The following is a 17,536-nucleotide window of genomic DNA, read 5'->3' as shown; positions in this document are numbered from 1 at the left end:
AATGTCCAACACCAACAACGGCTGCGGCTCGGGCAACTGCGCGTGCAAGAGCGCGGCGTCGGTGCAGCGCCGCGATCCGCTCGACGAAACCGACTACGGCACGCCGCTGCGTCATGCCGATACCGACGTGACGCTGGAAATCGACGGCCAGAGCGTGACGGTTCCCGCGGGCACCTCCGTGATGCGCGCGTCGATCGAAGCCGGCGTCAACGTGCCGAAGCTCTGCGCGACGGATTCGCTGGAGCCGTGGGGCTCGTGCCGTCTGTGCCTCGTCGAGATCGAAGGCAAGCGCGGTTACCCGGCTTCGTGCACGACGCCGGTCGAAGCCGGCATGAAAGTGCGCACGCAAAGCGACAAGCTGCAATCGCTGCGCAAGAACGTGATGGAGCTCTACATCTCCGATCACCCGCTCGACTGCCTCACCTGCCCCGCAAACGGCGACTGCGAACTGCAGGACATGGCGGGCGTGGTCGGCCTGCGTGAAGTGCGCTACGGCTACGAAGGCGCGAACCATCTGAAGGACAAGAAGGACGAGTCGAATCCGTACTTCACCTACGATCCGTCGAAGTGCATCGTCTGCAACCGCTGCGTGCGCGCGTGCGAGGAAACGCAAGGCACGTTCGCGCTGACCATCGCGGGACGCGGCTTCGAATCGCGCGTGGCGGCGAGCGAAAACGTGCCGTTCATGGAGTCGGAATGCGTGTCGTGCGGCGCGTGCGTCGCCGCGTGCCCGACCGCGACGCTACAGGAAAAGAGCGTCATCATGCTCGGTCAGGCCGAACATTCGGCGATCACGACCTGCGCGTACTGCGGCGTCGGCTGCTCGCTCAAGGCGGAGATGAAGGGCAACACCGTCGTGCGCATGACGCCGAACAAGAACGGCCAGGCGAACGAAGGTCACGCGTGCGTGAAGGGCCGCTTCGCATGGGGCTACGCGACGCACAAGGACCGCATCAAGAAGCCGATGATCCGCGCGAAGATCACCGATCCGTGGCGCGAAGTGTCGTGGGAAGAAGCGATCAACTACGCGGCGAGCGAATTCCGCCGCATCCAGGACAAGTACGGACGCGACTCGATCGGCGGCATCACCTCGTCGCGCTGCACGAACGAAGAGACGTATCTCGTGCAGAAGCTCGTGCGCGCCGCGTTCGGCAACAACAACGTCGACACCTGCGCGCGCGTGTGCCATTCGCCGACAGGCTACGGCCTCAAGACCACGCTCGGCGAATCTGCCGGCACGCAGACCTTCGCGTCGATCGAGCAGTCGGACGTGATCATCGTGATCGGCGCGAATCCGACCGATGGCCACCCCGTCTTCGGTTCGCGTCTGAAGCGCCGCGTGCGCGAAGGCGCCAAGCTGATCGTGATCGATCCGCGCCGCATCGATATCGTCGATACGCCGCACGTGAAGGCGCAGTATCACCTGCAGTTGCGTCCCGGCACGAACGTCGCGATGGTCAACTCGCTCGCGCACGTGATCGTCACGGAAGGCCTGCTGAAGGAAGATTTCATCGCCGAGCGTTGCGAGGCGCGCGCGTTCGATCAATGGCGCGAGTTCGTCGCGCGCGAGGAAAATTCGCCGGAAGCGATGGAAGCGATCACCGGCGTGCCCGCGAACAAGGTCCGCGAAGCCGCGCGCGCCTATGCGACGGGCGGCAACGGCGCGATCTACTACGGCCTCGGCGTGACCGAGCATGCGCAAGGCTCGACGACCGTCATGGGCATCGCGAACCTCGCGATGGCCACGGGCAACATCGGCCGCGAAGGCGTCGGCGTGAATCCGCTGCGCGGCCAGAACAACGTGCAGGGCTCGTGCGACATGGGCTCGTTCCCGCACGAGTTGCCGGGCTATCGCCATATCGGCGACGCTGCCGTGCGCTCGCTCTTCGAGGAAGCGTGGGACGTGAAGCTCCAGCCGGAGCCGGGCCTGCGCATCCCGAACATGTTCGATGCCGCGCTCCACGGCACCTTCATGGGCCTCTATTGCCAGGGCGAGGACATCGTCCAGTCCGATCCGAACACGCAGCATGTCGGCGCGGCGCTGTCGTCGATGGAGTGCATCGTCGTGCAGGACATCTTCCTGAACGAAACGGCGAAGTACGCGCACGTGCTGCTGCCGGGTTCGACCTTCCTGGAGAAGGACGGCACCTTCACCAACGCCGAGCGCCGCATCTCGCGCGTGCGCAAGGTGATGCCGCCGCTCGCCGGCCTCTCCGACTGGGAAGTGACGATCAAGCTCTCGCGCGCGCTCGGCTACGAGATGAACTACGCGAACCCGTCCGAGATCATGGACGAGATCGCGCGTCTCACGCCGACGTTCCATGGCGTTTCCTTCGACCGCATCGACGAACTGGGCAGCATTCAGTGGCCGTGCAACGAGAAGGCGCCGGACGGCACGCCGACCATGCACATCGATGAATTCGTGCGCGGCAAGGGACACTTCGTCATCACCAAGTTCATCGCGACGCCGGAGAAGGTCACGCGCAAGTATCCGCTCTTGCTGACGACCGGGCGCATCCTGTCGCAGTACAACGTCGGCGCGCAGACGCGGCGCACCGAGAACTCGAAGTGGCACGACGAGGACCGGCTGGAGATTCATCCGGTGGACGCGGAAGATCGCGGCATCAAGATGGACGACTGGGTGGGTATCGAGTCGCGCGCGGGTCAGACCGTGCTGCGCGCGAAGATCTCGGAGCGCATGCAGCCGGGCGTCGTGTACACGACGTTCCACTTCCCCGAATCGGGCGCGAACGTCATCACGACGGATTCGTCCGACTGGGCGACGAACTGTCCGGAGTACAAGGTGACGGCGGTGCAGGTCATGCCGGTGGAACAGCCGTCGCAATGGCAGAAGGACTACTCGCGCTTCAACACGCAGCAGCTCGAGCTGATGAACATGCGCGACGTCGCGCCGACCATTTCAGGAAAATAAGCAATGGATGTCGATAACCTGATCGAGATGGCGAACCGCATCGGCGAGTTCTTCGATTCGATGCCGGATCGCGCCGAAGCGGTGGACAATATCGCGGATCATATCCGCCGCTTCTGGGAGCCGCGCATGCGGCTCGCGATTCTCGCCGCACTGGAGAACCCGGAAGCGAGCGCGACGATCGAGCCGATCGTGCTCGAAGCGCTGAACCTGCACAAGGAGGATCTGCAGCCTAAGACGGCGCCAGCCTGACGCTTCGGGCCGCTTTCTTTGTCTCGACGCACAAGCCCCGCTCTCGCGGGGCTTGTCGCTTTTCAGTCCTCGCGATATTCGCGCTCCGTCTGCCGTTCGGCGCTCGTGTCCTGTGCGCCGAACCACAGCTCGCAATGACGCAGCAAGCCATGCACATCCGATGGCGCGCGGCCGCGCGCGGCGATATAGCCATCGGGACGCACGAGATAGAACGCGGGACGCGTGCGGCCGTAGTTGTCGGTGAGCGAATGCGCGCCGTCGCCGTGCGTGTCGGTGATGCGCCAGATGCGCACTGCATTCGGCAGGATCGCTTCGATGGATTTCGCGAGGCCGTCGAGGTCCGGGTCACGCATCGCGTGCGCAACGGTGATGGTCGCGGGCGCAAGCGCGATGTCATCCTCGCCCGACGGGCTCACCAGCAGAAACAGCGAGAAGCAGCCGGGGTCATGCAGGTCGTACAGACAACCGACACCCGGCACGCGCCCGAGCGGCCCGTCCACGACATGCACGCGCGCATCGGGTGCGCGTTCCCCCGCGCGCGGGCCGCCGTCGAGCAGACGTTCCAGCGTGAGCGGGCTCTTGCGATAGTTGATCGACAGTTCGCTCACGGTGCGCCGCATCGCGTCGCGCAACGGGCCGATCGCCGCGAGCGCCGGCATCACGTGCTCGCGCATCAGCTTCATCGGGCCATGCTCGGCGCCGGCCATCTGCGTGAGCATGCTGGTCTGGCGCAACACGTCGCGCTCGATCGGATGCCGCTCGGTGTGATAGCTGTCGAGGAGCCGCTCGGGCGCGCCGCCCGCGAGCATGCGCGCGATCTTCCAGCCGAGATTGAAGGCTTCCTGAATGCCGGTGTTCATGCCCTGCGCGCCGGCCGGGCTGTGCACGTGCGCCGAATCGCCCGCGAGAAAGACGCGCTCCACGCGCAGCCGGTCCACCATGCGGCTGTTGAGATGGAAATACGACGACCACGTCAGGTTCGACAGCGTCATCTTGTGATGCACGCGCCGCTCGATGAGCGCGCGGCATTCGTCGAGCGTCGGGCCGGTCCTGGTGCGGTCGGCGTTCAGCGCGCTCGCCACGGGCGCGGGCAGATCGGCGATCAGGCGCGCGCGGTCGTTGCCCATCGGAAAGAGCGCGGCGAGCCCTTCGCCGGACGCGAAGATATGGAACTCGTCGTCGGGCCAGTCGGAGTCCGCCTGGAGATCGGCGAGCAGATAGGTCTGGTCGAAGGTCTTGCCATCGAAGCCGATACCCAGCCGATGCCGCACGAAGCTATGCGCGCCGTCCGCCGCGATCAGATACGAAGGCCGCAGCAGTTCTTCGCGGCCGTTCGGATGACGCAGCGTGGCCTGCACTCCGGCCGAACCTTGTGAAACGTCGACCAGTTCGACGCCGCGCTCGATGTGCACGCGCAGCCCCGCGAGATGTTCGGCGAGCAGCAGTTCGGTCTGCGATTGTTCGAGAAAGAGCAGATACGGATAGCGCGTCTGCAAAGGATCGAAGTCGAGCCGCGCGAGGCGCTGGCCGTTCGAATAGAGATTCGCGACGCGCGCCCGATGCCCGAGTTCGAGAAACGGCTTGACGATCCGATGTTGCTCGAAAAGTTCGAGCGTGCGCGCCTGGATGCCGATGGCGCGCGAATGCGGCGACGGCGTGCGCGCCTTGTCGGCCAGCCGCACCGGAATGTGTGCACGCGCGAGGCTCATCGCGGCGGCAAGGCCCGTCGGACCGGCGCCGACGATCAGAACGGGCGCCACGTCCAGCTTGTCGTTCGGATTCAGCTTTGGCGCAAACATGCGGTCCTCCCTGAAACGTCGCGACGTCTAGTGTACGCCCGCCCCTTCTGATCCGACGCGCGCCCGCGCTCAGTGTGCGTGGCCGCGCTCGTCGAGCACGCAGGCATCGCAGGCGCCGCCGAACTCCACCTGCACGGTCGCGTGATGCATCGCGTAATCGCGGCGCAGCGTCATCACGACGCCCTGGACGAAAGCGTCGCCGGGATGGCCGTCCGGCATCACGAGATGCACGGTGAGTGCGTTCTCGGTGGTCGACAGCGCCCAGACGTGCAGGTCGTGCACGCCGCGCACGCCGGGAAGCTGCTTCAGATAGCCTTCGATGCGCGCCAGATCGACGGACGGCGGAACCGCCGCCATCGCGAGGCGCATCGCGTCGCGCCCGAGTCCCCACGTGCCCCAGACGATGACCGACACGACGATCAGGCTCATCAGCGGGTCGAGCCAGCTCCATCCCGTGAACAGGATGACGAGACCGCTCACCGCGACGGCGGCGGAGATCGCGGCATCGGCGGCCATGTGCAGGAAGGCGCCGCGCACGTTGAGGTCTTCCTTGCTGCCGCGCATGAAGAGCCACGCGGAGAAACCGTTCACGACCATGCCGAGGGTCGCGACGACGAACACGTCGAGTCCCGCGACCGGCGCGGGATTGATGAGGCGCTGGATCGCTTCGAGCACGATCGCGCCGCACGCGAACAGCAACAGGGCGGCATTCGCGAGCGATGCAAGAATCGACGAGCTGCCCAGGCCGAAGGTATAGCGCTCGTTCGGACGGCGGCGGCCGAGCCAGACGGCGCCCCACGCGAGCAGCAGGCCGAGCACGTCGGAGAGGTTGTGGCCGGCGTCGGCGAGGAGTGCGGTGGAATGCGCGAGGACGCCGTAGATCGCCTGCACGACGACGATCAGCACGTTCAGGCCGACCGCGAGCGCGAAGGTGCGCCCCTGCCCTTCCTGCGGCGCGTGATGATGGTGATGACCGCCCGCGCCGTGGCCGTGGCCGTGGCCGTGGCCGTGGCCGTGGCCGTGGCCGTGGCCGTGGCCTTTGTGATCGTGGCCGTCGTGCGCGTGGGCGTGACCGTGCCCGTCGTGGGAATCGTGTTCTTCGTGGTGTTGCGTGCTCATCGGCGTGTGGCTCTCACTCGATTTCCGTGGCGGAGGCCTGCGGCTCCGCAATGTGCTCCAGCAGCTCGCCGAGCATCGCGCTGATGTGGCGGTCAGCGGCCACGTAGAACACCTGCTTGCCCTGTCGCTCCGCCCGCACGATGCGCGCCGCGCGCAACAACCGCAAATGGTGGCTCACCAGCGACGCCGACAGCCCGAGCAATTCCGCGATCGCACCGACCGCGCGCCTTTGCTCGACGCACGCCAGCACGATGCGCAGCCGCGTCGGGTCGCCAAGCAGGCGGAACAGGTCGGCGAGCGGCACGACGCGGTCGTCGGAGGTGATTTCTGCGGAGGGAGACGCCACGATCTCTGGCAAACATATGAATAGGTGTTCACATGTTAAGTGCCATCTCCGCAACATGTCAACTGCGCTTTGGCCGGGCGATGCCGCCGGTGTGGGAAAATGCGGGGTTTGCAATCCGGGACAGAAGTAGCTCCCTCCGTCATGGACACCGTTTTCGCCCGCGGTTTCGCGGCCCATCGTGACGGTCGCTTGACCGACGCGGAGCGCGACTATCAGGCCGCGCTCGCCGTCGAACCCCATCACGTCGATGCCCTCCACTACCTCGGCGTGCTGCGCCATCAGCAAGGCCAGCACGAGGAGGCAGCTGCGCTCGTGCGCCGCGCGGTGGATCTGCGTCCGACCGACGCCAGCCTGCAACTGAACCTAGGCAATGCGCTAAAGGCGCTCGGCCGCCTCGACGACGCGATCGAGCGCTTTCGCAACGCGCTCACGCTCGCGCCGGGCTTTCCGCTCGCGCAATACAACCTCGGCAACGCGTACACGGCGGCCGGCCGTCACGAAGACGCCGCCGACGCCTTCGAAAAAGCGCTGCGCCTGCAGCCGAACGACGCCGCCGCGTGGAACAACTTCGGCAACGCGCTCTCTGCGCTGCGCCGCTTCAAGGACGCGGCGCACGCGTTCAGGCGCACGCTCGCGCTGCGTCCGCGCCATGCCGGCGCGCACAACAACCTCGGCATGGCGCTGAACGCGCTCGGCGATACACACGGCGCGGTCTCGCACTTTCGTGCCGCGCTCGATGTCGAGCCGGGTTACGCTGCGGCGCATTTCAATCTCGGCAATCTCCTCGACGCGAACGGTCATCCGGATGAGGCCCTTCCCGCTCTGCAAAAGGCGGTGCGCCTGCAGCCGCGTTTCGCGCCGGCGCACTTCGGCCTGGGCCACGCGCTCGGCAAGCTCGGCCGTCACGACGAAGCCTTGCCCCATTTCGAGCGCGCGATCGGTCTCGATCCGAAATACGGCGTCGCGTGGCTGTGTCTCGGTAACACGCAACTGGCGCTCGGTGCGCATCGGGCGGCGCTGCGCGCGTTCGATCAGGCGCTGCGCCTCGACCCCGGCATGCCCGCCGCGCATCTGAATCGCGGCCTCGCGCTGCTCGCGACGGGCGACTACGCGCGCGGCCTGCCCGGCTACGAATGGCGCCTGCAGACGCCGGGCAGCGAGCCCGCGCCGTCCTTGCCGCGCTGGAACGGCGAGCCGATGCCGGTGCGCACGCTGCTCGTGCGCGCCGAGCAGGGCTTCGGCGACACCTTGCAGTTCGTGCGCTTCGTGCCGTTCGCCGCGAAGCGCGTCGGCAAGCTCGTGCTGGAGGTGCAGCCCGCGCTCGTGCCGCTCCTTGCGCCGGCGGCGCACGCGGCGCGCGTCGAACTGAAAAGCAAATCGGACGACGCTCCTGCGCGCGCGGACGCATTCTGTCCGCTGCTCAGCCTGCCGCTCGCGCTCGGCATGAGTTCGCCCGACGCGATTCCTGCGCGCGCGCCGTATCTCGTCGTGCCTGCAGATTACCGGCGCAAGTGGCGCGGTTCGATCGGCGGCCAGCACCGGCGCAAGATCGGCATCGCGTGGTCCGGGCGGATTCAGCCGGGCGAGACGCGCTCCGCACCCGTCGATGCGCTCGCGCCGCTGTTCGCGCTCGAAGGCATCGACTGGATCGTGCTGCAGCCGTTGGTCACCGGGCGCGAGCGCGACGTGCTGCGCGCGCATCCCAATGCGGGCGCGATCCATCTCATGGACGGACATCTCGAGAATTTCGCGGATACAGGCGCGATCGTCGACCGGCTGGACGCGGTGGTATCGGTGGATACGTCAGTCGCGCACCTGGCGGGCGCGCTCGGCAAGCCGGCCTTCGTCATGCTGCCCCACGCCGCCGACTGGCGCTGGGGCGTCGACTCGGACCGGAGCGCGTGGTATCCGGGCGTGCGGCTCGTGCGCCAGCCGGCGCCGGGAGACTGGCAGGCGGTCATCGCGGAGATCGCCGCGGCGCTTGTGTCGTAGAAACTTTCGCCAAGCCGGACAACCACGAGCGAAGTGTCGGGCGCGCGGTCTCTTCGTGTTCGAAGGCTTCTATCGTTCCGGAGCGCTCGTGTTCGGCGGCGGGCATGTCGCTTTGCCATTGCTACAACAACGCACGGTGGATGCCGGATGGGTTTCGCCAAACGCGTTCCTCGCCTGATACGGCGCCGTCCAAGCCGTTCCCGGTCCGCTGTTCAGCTTCGCCGCGTTTCTCGGATGGTCGATGAACCAGGCGGCCGATCGCTGACTCGGCTCCGCGATCGCAACGCTCGGCATCTTTGTTCCTGGCATGCTGCTCGTGGTCGCGTCGCTCCCCTTCCGGCAGACTTTGCGCGCTCGCCCGAACATGGCCGCCGCCTTGGCGGGCCGGAACGCTGCCGTCGTCGGCTTGACGGCGAGCGCGCTGTATTCACCCGTATCGACGAGCGCCGTGCATTCGGCTTCCGATTTCGTCATCGCGGCCGCAGCTTTCGTTCTGCGCGTCCGCTGGCGAACGCCGCCCCTGGCGATCGTGGGGCTCTGCTCGCTGCTGGGCATCGCCAAGCACTCTGGATGTGACCCGCTCGCAAAAAAGCCCCCGAACGCCGGACGGTTGTCCGACGTTCGGGGGCCGTTCGATGCGCGGGGACTTATCGAGACGAATCGCCTCGCGTCACGCCGCCTTGTACTGATTGCGCGCTTCCGGCGAGCGATACAGCACGAGCGTCGCGATCAGGCCGCAGACCGCGGCCAGGCCCATCCACAGACCGGGCGCGGCCTTGTTGCCGGTCGCGTGAATCAGATATGTCGAAATCGCCGGCGTGAACCCGCCGATGGTCGTCGCGAGACTGTAGGCCATCGAGAAGCCCGTCGTGCGCACGTCGACCGGCATCACCTCGGTGAGCGCCACCACCATCGCGCCGTTATAGCTGCCGTACAGGAACGACAGCCACAATTCGCACATCAGCAGGCGCATGAACGACGGATCCGCGACCAGCCACTGCACCGCCGGATACGAGGTCAGAATGGTGAGAATCGTGAACACGAGCAGCACCGGACGACGACCGACGCGGTCGGACACCGCGCCCATCAGCGGCAGCCAGATCAGATTCGAGATGCCGACGCAAACCGTGACGACGAGCGCGTCGATTGCGGAAAGCTTGAGCACTTCCTTGCCGAAGGTCGGCGTGTACGCCGTGATCATGTAGAACGACACGGTCGTCATGATGACCATGCCCATGCCGGCGAGCACCACGCCCCAGTTCTGCCCGATCGAGCGCGCGATCTCGCCCATGCTCGGGCGATGCTTCCTCGCGAGGAACTCGTCGGTTTCGCGCAGCGAGCGGCGGACGATGAACAGGAACGGCACGATCAGACAGCCGATCAGGAACGGCACGCGCCAGCCCCACGCGGTCATCTGCTCGGGCGGCAGCAGCCGGTTCATGAACACGCCGATCAGCGCCGCGAACACCACGGCGACTTGCTGGCTGCCGGACTGCCAGGAGCAATAGAATCCCTTGTTGCCCTTGGTCGCAATCTCCGACAGATACACCGAGACGCCGCCCAGTTCCACGCCTGCCGAGAAGCCTTGCAGCAGCCGCCCGCCCAACACGATGATCGGGGCGAGCGCACCGATCGTCGCATAGCCCGGCACGAGCGCGACGCACGCGGTGCCGACCGCCATGAGCGCGAGCGTGAGAATCAGGCCCTTGCGCCGCCCGTGATGGTCGATGTACGCGCCGAGCACGATGGCGCCGACCGGCCGCATCAGGAAGCCCGCGCCGAACACGGACAGTGCGAGCATCAGTGACGCGAATTCGTCGCCGCTCGGGAAATAGGTCTTGGCGATTGCGGAGGCGTAATAGCCGTAGACCATGAAATCGTACATTTCAAGGAAGTTTCCGCTGACGACGCGAAACACCGTCTTGAATTTCGATTCGTTGGCGGGTGCTACGTGGGCTGAGGACATGGACTTTCTCGGGAGGCGGGCTGTGGGCGCACATCGGTTTCGCGTGGGTACGCAAGAACCGTACACGGCCGTGGCGAACCCACGACCGAATCAGAGATCGACTCTGTTTCACTGTGTGTAAATGCGACGCCCTCAATCTTAACGCCGCCGTCCGCATCACTGCACACAACTTCGCCCAATTGCCCTTAATCAAGCTTAAATTACGATTACATATGTCTAACTCGAAGCTGACGAACGAACGGGACGCCCATCTGCAATCTGAAGCCGCCGGGCTTTCCCTGCGTGCCGCGACATCCGACGACACCGTGCTGATTGCCTCGATGCACGCGCAAAGCTGGGCGCGCGCATACCGCGGCATCCTGCCGGACGACTGGCTCGATCGCGACCTGCAGGCCGAGCGCGCCGCGCACTGGCAGACACGCATGCAGGAAATCGTCGCGGGGGCGAGTTGCCTGCTCATCGCGGAGCACGCGGGCGAGCCGGTCGGATTCGTTTGCTTCGACCAGCCGGATGCATCGGGCAGCGTGTACATCGACAATCTGCACGCACTGCCCATGGGACGCGGTCTCGGCGCCGGCACCGCGATGCTGGCTGAAGCAGCACGCTGGGCGCGCTCGCGCGGTGCGCACCAGTTGCATCTGCTGGTGCTGGAGCAGAACACGGCGGCGATCGGCTTTTACGAGTCGCGCGGCTGGAAGCGGGAGGCGCGCCTGGCGGAGCAGATGGCAGGCATCGATGTCTTTTCGCTGCGCTACGTCCTGCCGCTCGAATAGGTTCGCGCTTCTTCGAAAGTCACTCGTCCAACCACGAAGCCGCACGCTCGTCAATAAGCATTCCTGTCAAAAAAGATGAATAGGAATGCTCTGGTCGCCGTAAATCTGACGGTTTCGTATGATCGCGGGTCACAATTTCGGCCATTTCGCGCCGATCCCGCGGTGCGTTCCCTGCGCCGCGAAGGTCCGTGCGGGCCGCCTTGTTGCCCGCGCTCCCGCGCACGCATGTGGAATCTTCATGACCGAAACCTTGATCGCCGTCGAAGGCAATCTCCGTCTGCCGACGCTGCGTCCGCTGACGCATCCGTCCCTGAGTTTCGGTCAGCAATGGTTGCCAGCGCGCGCGCGTCCCGTTCGATCGCAGACCGAAATCGAGTTGTTCGGCGCTCGCCTCGAAACCGGCTATGTCGCCGCGCTGAGCCTGTCTGATACCGATTCGCCCTACAGCGCAGTGAGTCTCTGGGGCGTGTTCGTCAAGGAAGAAATGTCGCACGGGATGCTGAGTCTGAGGGAAGTTCTCAAGCGCCCCGCCGCGGACCCCCTCGTCGAACCGATCCATCTTGCCGTCGCTGCGCCCGTGGCCGCCGGCACGCGCAAGAGCTTCTTCAGCAAACCGGTCGCGGCGGCTATCTCCATTGCGTCCGCCGGGTTCATCCTCTGGATGATCTTCGGGACCGAACCAGGCTCGTCGCGCAAGACGCCGTCGTCCGTTCCGGATGCGCGAGCGCAAGTCGGAGCGCAACAGGCAACGCCAGAAGTGGATCGGCCGCGCAGCGTCGGGAAAACCACGAAGGACGATCCGGTCGTCACGCGGACAGAAACCGTTCCGGCTGTCGTCGATGCAGGGATCGACAGCGAGAAGAGTGCGACGGCATCGGGCGCGAATCCCGCAAAAACGGACGTCGATCTGGCCGCCGAGCGCGCGGCTAGGCGTGAGGCCGTGCGGATGGAAGCAGCCAGACGCGAAGCCGTCCGGCTCGAAGCGGCGCATCGCGAGGCCGCGAAGCGTGAGGCCAAGAAACAGGAAATCGCCAGTCGCGCGGCCGCGAAGCGCGAAGCAAGAAAGCTCGAACTCGAGAAACGCGAGACTGCGAGACGCGAAGCGCTGGCGCGCAAGGCTGCGAAGCGCGAGGCGGCACACCGCGAGGCCATGGCGCGCGCGGCGGAACGGCGCGAGACGATGGCCCGCGAGTCCGCGAGGCGAGAAGCAGCAAAGCGCGAAGCGATGGCAATGGCCCGCGAAACCGTGCGGCGCAAGGCCGCTGAGCGCGAAGCCATGGCGTCCGACCGCGAATCCGGAATGCGCCGGGCGGCGTTGCACGCGCCGGTACAGCGGGAGCCGGCAGCAAGCGAGCGGCTGAAGTCCGTCCGAGCAACATCGGTCGACATCGCCCGAAATCAGTCCGCGAGAACGACCGACTCGCTGAACGCCGCGACGCTATACGAAATGCTTCAGCATTCGCCGACGCTCGACAGCAATGCCACGTCCCGCAGCACGGCAAACACACAGTAACTATGCAGATGAGGCCGTCTTGCGAACCTGCGCGTGCGCGCCCCCGGACGCCTTCACTGCCCGATCTCAACCTTTCCGGCCATGACGCCAACATGAAGCAACTTCGTTTTATCCGATACGCGACGCTCGCGCTCGCCTTGTCCCTTTGCGGCATCCTCGCGCCGATCGCGAGCACGTTCGCAGGCTCGCTGTCAGCACAACCCGCCTCGAACGCGAATCAGCCGATACGGCCAGCGCAACCCGCTCAGGCCGCGGCCGAAGACCTTTCCGATCTCAACGCGGACAGCAGCGCGCCGCGCGTCGACGGCAACATCGCCGAGCTGCAGGCGCTCGTGCAGGCGGGAACCGTCACGGAAATGCGCGCGACCCGCAACGGCAGCTACGGCGCGAAGCTCTTCTTCCTCGCTCAGGACATGGTGTATTACGTCGCGCTGTCGCAGGATGCGAGCTGGTGGCGCGTCGTGAAAACGCAGGACGTGGGACGCGCGGAATCGATCTATGCGCAGTTCGCGCGCAAGAGCTTCGACCTCGCCGATGGCGAAATCCGTCGCACGCAGTTGCAGGCGCAGAAGGCGCTGATCGAGCGCGTCATCGCAAAATCGGCGGATCGGGCGAACCGCCTTTCCGCGGATCTGGCGCTCGCGCAGCAGCAGGACTCGCAGGTCTCGCAGCGTCAGCAACAGTTGCAGGCCGAGTCGGCAGTGCTGCAAACCGACAAGCTCGAGGCGGAACGAAAGCTGCGCACCTTGCAGCTCCAGGTCGAGCAGTTGCAGAAGCAGACGGAAGCCGGACTCACGCCACTGAGCCCGACTCCATCGCGCTGACAGGCGCGGCGCGCGTCCGAAACACGTCCGAAACACGCCCGAAACACAAGAGGCCCGCTCGATTCGAGCGGGCCTCTTCGCTTGATGGCTTGCCGGACCGCGCGCGGAACTCAGAAGCGCGTTTCCCGTGCGACGCGCAGGAAAGTATCGAGGAGCGGCGTGCAGTCGAGCAACTCGGCCCCACCCGCGCGATGAAACTCCGGATGCCACTGCACGCCGACGACGAACGGCGCCTTCCGGTAGCGCACCGCCTCGATGATCCCGTCCGAAGCCGATACGGCCTCGATGTTCAGATCGCGCCCCACCGTCTTCACCGCCTGATGGTGGATCGAGTTGACGATCGCCTCGCGCTGATGCGGGAACATGTTGGCGAGTGTCGAGCCGTCGGGGAAACGGATCGAATGGCGATGCTGGTCGTATTGCTCGTTGACGTGGATGCCGGCCGTCGGCACGTCCGTGGCGATATCGCCGTAGAGCGTGCCGCCGAACGCCACGTTGATCAGCTGGCAGCCGCGGCACACGCCGAGCACCGGCTTGCCCGACTCGATGAACTCGTGCAGCAGCTCGAGCTCGTACATGTCACGCACGCGGTCGCCGGGCCATTCGGGACGCGTCGTCACTTCCTCGTAGGACTGCGGCGACACGTCCGCGCCGCCTTGCAGCAGCAGGCCGTCGAGATGCTTCGCGTAATCGCGCAGGCGAATGTTGCTCGTGTGCAGCATGCCCTGATTGCCGACTGTCGGAATCATGAAGACGAGCACGTCGCGCGACATCACCCAATGCGCGATGGATTCCTCCAGATATTGCAGCGTCTTGCCGCGCAAGCCTCGTGCGCCCGGCTCCGGATGAAAGATCCGCGCCGATACGCCGATGCGCAAGGTGCGTTGCGTGACCCGCTGTCCCGCGCGATCGAAAATCTGCCGGGCGCGCGCCGCGATGATGCGGCCGAACACCGACCACGCCGAATCGGATTGCTTCAGATAGGCGGGCTGCGGCGGCGCGGCATGCTCGGGCAGCGGCAGCGGCGGCGCGTTGAGCTTGCCGAAATCGGGCGCCGCGGTGAATTCGGGCGGCAGACCGACCGCGGGCTGCGAAGCGGTGCGGCCCATCGGGGAATCGGATGACGCGGAATGTGAATTCGCGGCGCTCGCGGCTTGCGCTTCGGTTGCGGTTTCGAGGTTCTGCGCGAGGCTGGCGCGGGAATCCGCGCGCCTCGTTTCGGGCACCACCGCTTCCTGCGCGGCCGTGGCGCTCGCCGACGAGGCGCGGGCCTCGCGCGTGGCCTGCCGCGCTTCATCATGCCGTGCCTGGGAAGGGTCGACCGGTTCGACATTCGATGCGCTCGAAGGCGCATCCGTCGATGCCCGCTCGGTCGCGCTCGCCTGCGGGCCGGGCGCCGAGGCCGCAGCCGCCGCTTCGGGCGGCGCGGTGGGATTCGCGCTGCGCCTATCGCGTGTCTCGTCTTGCGAATGACCCGCGGCTGAGGAATCGGCGCCGCTTCGGCGCGCGTCGGTGCTGCTCGAGTCGTTGGACGTTTTGTTATCGCTCATTCCGGGTTCAGGCGGCAAGGCGCCGTAAGGAGAATGGACAGACTCCTGATTATCCGCCTCCGATCAGCACGGGGCAAACCAGCACACAATTGGTCACATTGGGTCACATTATCGCGGGAACCCGGCGCGCGCCGCTGTCAGGGGTATCCCGCGAAGCACCGGGTCAGTGGTCGCGCGGCTCCTCGAAGGTCTCGCGCAGGGCGATCTGCATCGTCGCATGAATCTTCACGCACCAGCGCCACAACACCGTCAGCAACAGCGCCGCGCATAGCAGCACGCCGATCATCAGGCCGAACGGCGGCAGGATGGCGCCCGAAAGCGCCGCGACCAGCAGAAAGACGCCGAACATCGCGACGATCGGAATCAGCCCGGAAATCGCCGAGCGGATCGCGCTCGTGAAGCGCCCCGCCTTCGCCGGCTGCACGCTCACTTCCGCCAGCAGCAACGCGAGCGATTCGAGCTTCCGATACACCGCGACCAGAAACGGCAGCGCGACGACCAGCGCCGCGCCCCACAGTACGACGCGCTGCGCGTTGTCGGTCTCGAGCCAGCGCGCGAGATAGCCAGACGCGAACGGCGCGGCATATGACGCACCGAGAAAGATCGCCGCGACCATCGCGAGATTCACCGCGATCTGCACGACGATGCGCCTGGTCATCGAGAACAGCGTCGGGCCGCCGGAGACGGGTGTGAGGCTCGCGAGCCATTGCGAATAGAGGCCGAAGGTATTCACGATCGGCGCGGGCATCGCGCGGGCGAGACGCGCGGTGAGCGGATCGGCGGCGCGGATCAGATACGGCGTGAAGAGCGTGGTGAGCGCCGACACGGCCACCGCGATCGGATAGAGAAAACTGCTCGTGACTTTCAGCGAAAGCCCGAGCGACGCGATGATGAACGAGAATTCGCCGATCTGCGAGACGCTCATGCCGACGCGCATCGACGTGCGTCCGTCCTTGCCCGCGAGGAACGTGCCGAGCCCGCACGACACGATCTTGCCGAGCACGACCGCGATGGTGATGACGGCGATCGGCCATGCGTAATCGACGAGCACCGTCGGATTCAGCAGCAGGCCAATGGTGACGAAGAAGATCGCCGAGAACATGTCGCGCACCGGCGCGATCAGATGCTCGATGCGCGCGAGGTGCTTCGATTCGGCCATGATCGCGCCGATAAGGAACGCGCCGAGCGCGATCGAATAGTCGAGCTTCACGCACAAGAGACAGAAGCCGAAGCAGAAGCCGAGCACGGTGACGAGCAGCATCTCGTCGCTCTTCGCCTGCGCCACGTAATTGAGCGCGCGCGGCACGGTGAGAATGCCGACGACCAGCGACACCGTCATGAAGAGCAGCAGCTTGCCGAGCGTCACGACCGCGACGCCCGCGCTCACCGATCCGGTCTGCGCGATACCCGACAGCAGCACCAGCATGGCGATCGCCAGAATATCCTCGACGATCAGAATGCCGAACACGATCTGCGCGAAATGCTCGCCCTTCATGCCGAGCTCGGAGAGCGCCTTGACGATGATGGTCGTCGACGAGATCGCGAGCATGGCGCCGAGGAACATGGAGTCCATCGCGTTCCAGCCGAACCATCGGCCGATCTCGTAGCCGATCCAGATCATCAGCACGATTTCCGAGAGCGCGGCGACGAAAGCCGTCGCGCCGACCTTGAACAGCTTGCGCAGGCTGAATTCGAGCCCCAGCGAGAACATCAGGAACACGACGCCGAGCTCGCCCAGCGTCTGGATCGTCGCTTCGTCGTGGATCAGGTTGAAGGGCGGCGTGTACGGCCCGATGATCACGCCCGCCGCGATGTAACCCAGCACGACCGGCTGCCGCAGGCGGTGAAACAGCACCGTCACGACACCCGCGATGGCCATGATCACCGCGAGATCCTGAATGAAGCCGATCGCGTGATGCATCCGGTGATTCCTTACAAAATAATTATGAGATAGCCGATGTTACCGCACGGATGCAACATCCTGCGTTCTGGCGAGAGAGACGGCGGAAAAAAACGGCGCTGCGGCGCGCATCGCGCTGGTGCGTGCGCATGGCGCAACACTGAAAAACAAGGCCCGCGCGAACGGCGGGCCGGAGATGGCGGAGGAAGAAAGCGCGCCGTTCAGACGGCCGCTTCGTTTTCCTCGCCGGTGCGGATGCGGATCACGCGCTCGACATCGGCCACGAAAATCTTGCCGTCACCGATCTTGCCGGTGCGCGCCGCGCCGATGATCGCGTCGATCACCTGATCGGTCTGATCGTTCGCGACGACCACTTCGATCTTCACCTTCGGCAGGAAGTCGACCACATACTCTGCACCACGATAGAGCTCGGTATGCCCTTTCTGGCGGCCGAAGCCCTTCACTTCCGTGACCGTCAGCCCGGTCAGACCGACTTCGGCCAGCGCTTCGCGGACTTCGTCGAGCTTGAACGGTTTGATGATGGCGGTGATGCGTTTCATGGCGTGCCTCGCT

General features: G+C 65.7%; 13 protein-coding genes and 1 pseudogene. 7 read left to right on the top strand and 7 right to left on the bottom strand.

The window, feature by feature from the left end:
- Position 1: 1 nt before the first annotated feature.
- Both fdhF and AWB79_RS19365 read left to right on the top strand, forming a co-directional pair.
- Complete coding sequence (fdhF, locus tag AWB79_RS19370) at positions 2-2,932, top strand: formate dehydrogenase subunit alpha (RefSeq protein ID WP_061169043.1); 2,931 nt, start codon at positions 2-4, stop codon at positions 2,930-2,932.
- 3 nt (positions 2,933-2,935) lie between these two features.
- Positions 2,936-3,181 carry a formate dehydrogenase subunit delta gene (locus AWB79_RS19365; protein WP_061169042.1) on the top strand — a complete coding sequence of 82 codons (246 nt, stop codon included), beginning with the start codon at positions 2,936-2,938 and terminating at the stop codon, positions 3,179-3,181.
- 62 nt (positions 3,182-3,243) lie between these two features.
- Here AWB79_RS19365 and AWB79_RS19360 read toward each other — a convergent pair whose 3' ends face one another.
- From AWB79_RS19360 to AWB79_RS19350, 3 genes are all read right to left on the bottom strand, one after another.
- Positions 3,244-4,980, bottom strand: a complete 1,737-nt coding sequence (locus AWB79_RS19360) for an FAD-dependent monooxygenase (RefSeq protein WP_061169041.1) — start codon at positions 4,978-4,980, stop codon at positions 3,244-3,246.
- A gap of 69 nt (positions 4,981-5,049) precedes the next feature.
- Positions 5,050-6,099, bottom strand: a complete 1,050-nt coding sequence (locus AWB79_RS19355) for a cation diffusion facilitator family transporter (RefSeq protein WP_061169040.1) — start codon at positions 6,097-6,099, stop codon at positions 5,050-5,052.
- Positions 6,100-6,112: 13 nt separating this feature from the next.
- Positions 6,113-6,502, bottom strand: a complete 390-nt coding sequence (locus AWB79_RS19350; protein ID WP_232470933.1) for an ArsR/SmtB family transcription factor — start codon at positions 6,500-6,502, stop codon at positions 6,113-6,115.
- Positions 6,503-6,586: 84 nt separating this feature from the next.
- On the opposite strand from AWB79_RS19350, the gene AWB79_RS19345 reads away from it, so the two are divergent.
- Together AWB79_RS19345 and AWB79_RS38915 are read left to right on the top strand one after the other, a co-directional pair.
- The gene (locus AWB79_RS19345) at positions 6,587-8,437 is read left to right on the top strand and encodes a tetratricopeptide repeat protein (protein WP_096031567.1); all 1,851 of its coding nucleotides are present in this window, start codon (positions 6,587-6,589) and stop codon (positions 8,435-8,437) included.
- Positions 8,438-8,492: 55 nt separating this feature from the next.
- A pseudogene (locus AWB79_RS38915) lies at positions 8,493-8,999 on the top strand (chromate transporter); the annotation flags it as partial.
- A gap of 108 nt (positions 9,000-9,107) precedes the next feature.
- On the opposite strand, the gene AWB79_RS19335 reads toward AWB79_RS38915, so the two are convergent.
- Positions 9,108-10,403: an MFS transporter gene (locus AWB79_RS19335; protein ID WP_061169036.1), complete on the bottom strand. Its 1,296-nt coding sequence runs from the start codon at positions 10,401-10,403 to the stop codon at positions 9,108-9,110.
- 212 nt (positions 10,404-10,615) lie between these two features.
- Between AWB79_RS19335 and AWB79_RS19330 the strand changes: the two genes are divergently transcribed.
- From AWB79_RS19330 to AWB79_RS19320, 3 genes are all read left to right on the top strand, one after another.
- On the top strand, positions 10,616-11,176 hold the full coding sequence (locus AWB79_RS19330; protein ID WP_061169035.1) for a GNAT family N-acetyltransferase: 561 nt from the start codon (positions 10,616-10,618) through the stop codon (positions 11,174-11,176).
- A 238-nt stretch (positions 11,177-11,414) separates the two neighbouring features.
- Positions 11,415-12,689 (top strand): hypothetical protein, encoded by a 1,275-nt coding sequence (locus AWB79_RS19325; protein ID WP_157695807.1) that lies wholly within the window; start codon positions 11,415-11,417, stop codon positions 12,687-12,689.
- Positions 12,690-12,781: 92 nt separating this feature from the next.
- Positions 12,782-13,513 (top strand): DUF2968 domain-containing protein, encoded by a 732-nt coding sequence (locus AWB79_RS19320; RefSeq protein ID WP_061169033.1) that lies wholly within the window; start codon positions 12,782-12,784, stop codon positions 13,511-13,513.
- A gap of 110 nt (positions 13,514-13,623) precedes the next feature.
- On the opposite strand, the gene AWB79_RS19315 is transcribed toward AWB79_RS19320, so the two are convergent.
- The 3 genes from AWB79_RS19315 to glnK all read right to left on the bottom strand — a co-directional run bounded on the left by AWB79_RS19315 (position 13,624) and on the right by glnK (position 17,523).
- A complete protein-coding gene (locus AWB79_RS19315) occupies positions 13,624-15,063 on the bottom strand; it encodes a gamma-glutamyl-gamma-aminobutyrate hydrolase family protein (RefSeq protein ID WP_061169032.1) in 1,440 nt (479 codons plus the stop codon).
- 163 nt (positions 15,064-15,226) lie between these two features.
- Positions 15,227-16,984: a cation:proton antiporter gene (locus AWB79_RS19310; RefSeq protein WP_061169031.1), complete on the bottom strand. Its 1,758-nt coding sequence runs from the start codon at positions 16,982-16,984 to the stop codon at positions 15,227-15,229.
- 200 nt (positions 16,985-17,184) lie between these two features.
- Positions 17,185-17,523 (bottom strand): P-II family nitrogen regulator, encoded by a 339-nt coding sequence (gene glnK, locus AWB79_RS19305; RefSeq protein WP_008342452.1) that lies wholly within the window; start codon positions 17,521-17,523, stop codon positions 17,185-17,187.
- Between the last annotated feature and the right edge of the window lie 13 nt (positions 17,524-17,536).

The organism is Caballeronia hypogeia, from assembly GCF_001544875.2.
Lineage (GTDB): Bacteria > Pseudomonadota > Gammaproteobacteria > Burkholderiales > Burkholderiaceae > Caballeronia > Caballeronia hypogeia.
Note: the sequence above shows the minus strand (reverse complement) of the source record. Positions and strands in the feature narration are given on the sequence as shown.

Coding starts and splice junctions, on each gene's coding strand:
- fdhF (WP_061169043.1), top strand. CDS start 2: ATGTCCAACACCAACAACGGCTGCGGCTCGGGCAACTGCGCGTGCAAG.
- AWB79_RS19365 (WP_061169042.1), top strand. CDS start 2,936: ATGGATGTCGATAACCTGATCGAGATGGCGAACCGCATCGGCGAGTTC.
- AWB79_RS19360 (WP_061169041.1), bottom strand. CDS start 4,980: ATGTTTGCGCCAAAGCTGAATCCGAACGACAAGCTGGACGTGGCGCCC.
- AWB79_RS19355 (WP_061169040.1), bottom strand. CDS start 6,099: ATGAGCACGCAACACCACGAAGAACACGATTCCCACGACGGGCACGGT.
- AWB79_RS19350 (WP_232470933.1), bottom strand. CDS start 6,502: ATGTTGCGGAGATGGCACTTAACATGTGAACACCTATTCATATGTTTG.
- AWB79_RS19345 (WP_096031567.1), top strand. CDS start 6,587: ATGGACACCGTTTTCGCCCGCGGTTTCGCGGCCCATCGTGACGGTCGC.
- AWB79_RS19335 (WP_061169036.1), bottom strand. CDS start 10,403: ATGTCCTCAGCCCACGTAGCACCCGCCAACGAATCGAAATTCAAGACG.
- AWB79_RS19330 (WP_061169035.1), top strand. CDS start 10,616: ATGTCTAACTCGAAGCTGACGAACGAACGGGACGCCCATCTGCAATCT.
- AWB79_RS19325 (WP_157695807.1), top strand. CDS start 11,415: ATGACCGAAACCTTGATCGCCGTCGAAGGCAATCTCCGTCTGCCGACG.
- AWB79_RS19320 (WP_061169033.1), top strand. CDS start 12,782: ATGAAGCAACTTCGTTTTATCCGATACGCGACGCTCGCGCTCGCCTTG.
- AWB79_RS19315 (WP_061169032.1), bottom strand. CDS start 15,063: ATGAGCGATAACAAAACGTCCAACGACTCGAGCAGCACCGACGCGCGC.
- AWB79_RS19310 (WP_061169031.1), bottom strand. CDS start 16,984: ATGCATCACGCGATCGGCTTCATTCAGGATCTCGCGGTGATCATGGCC.
- glnK (WP_008342452.1), bottom strand. CDS start 17,523: ATGAAACGCATCACCGCCATCATCAAACCGTTCAAGCTCGACGAAGTC.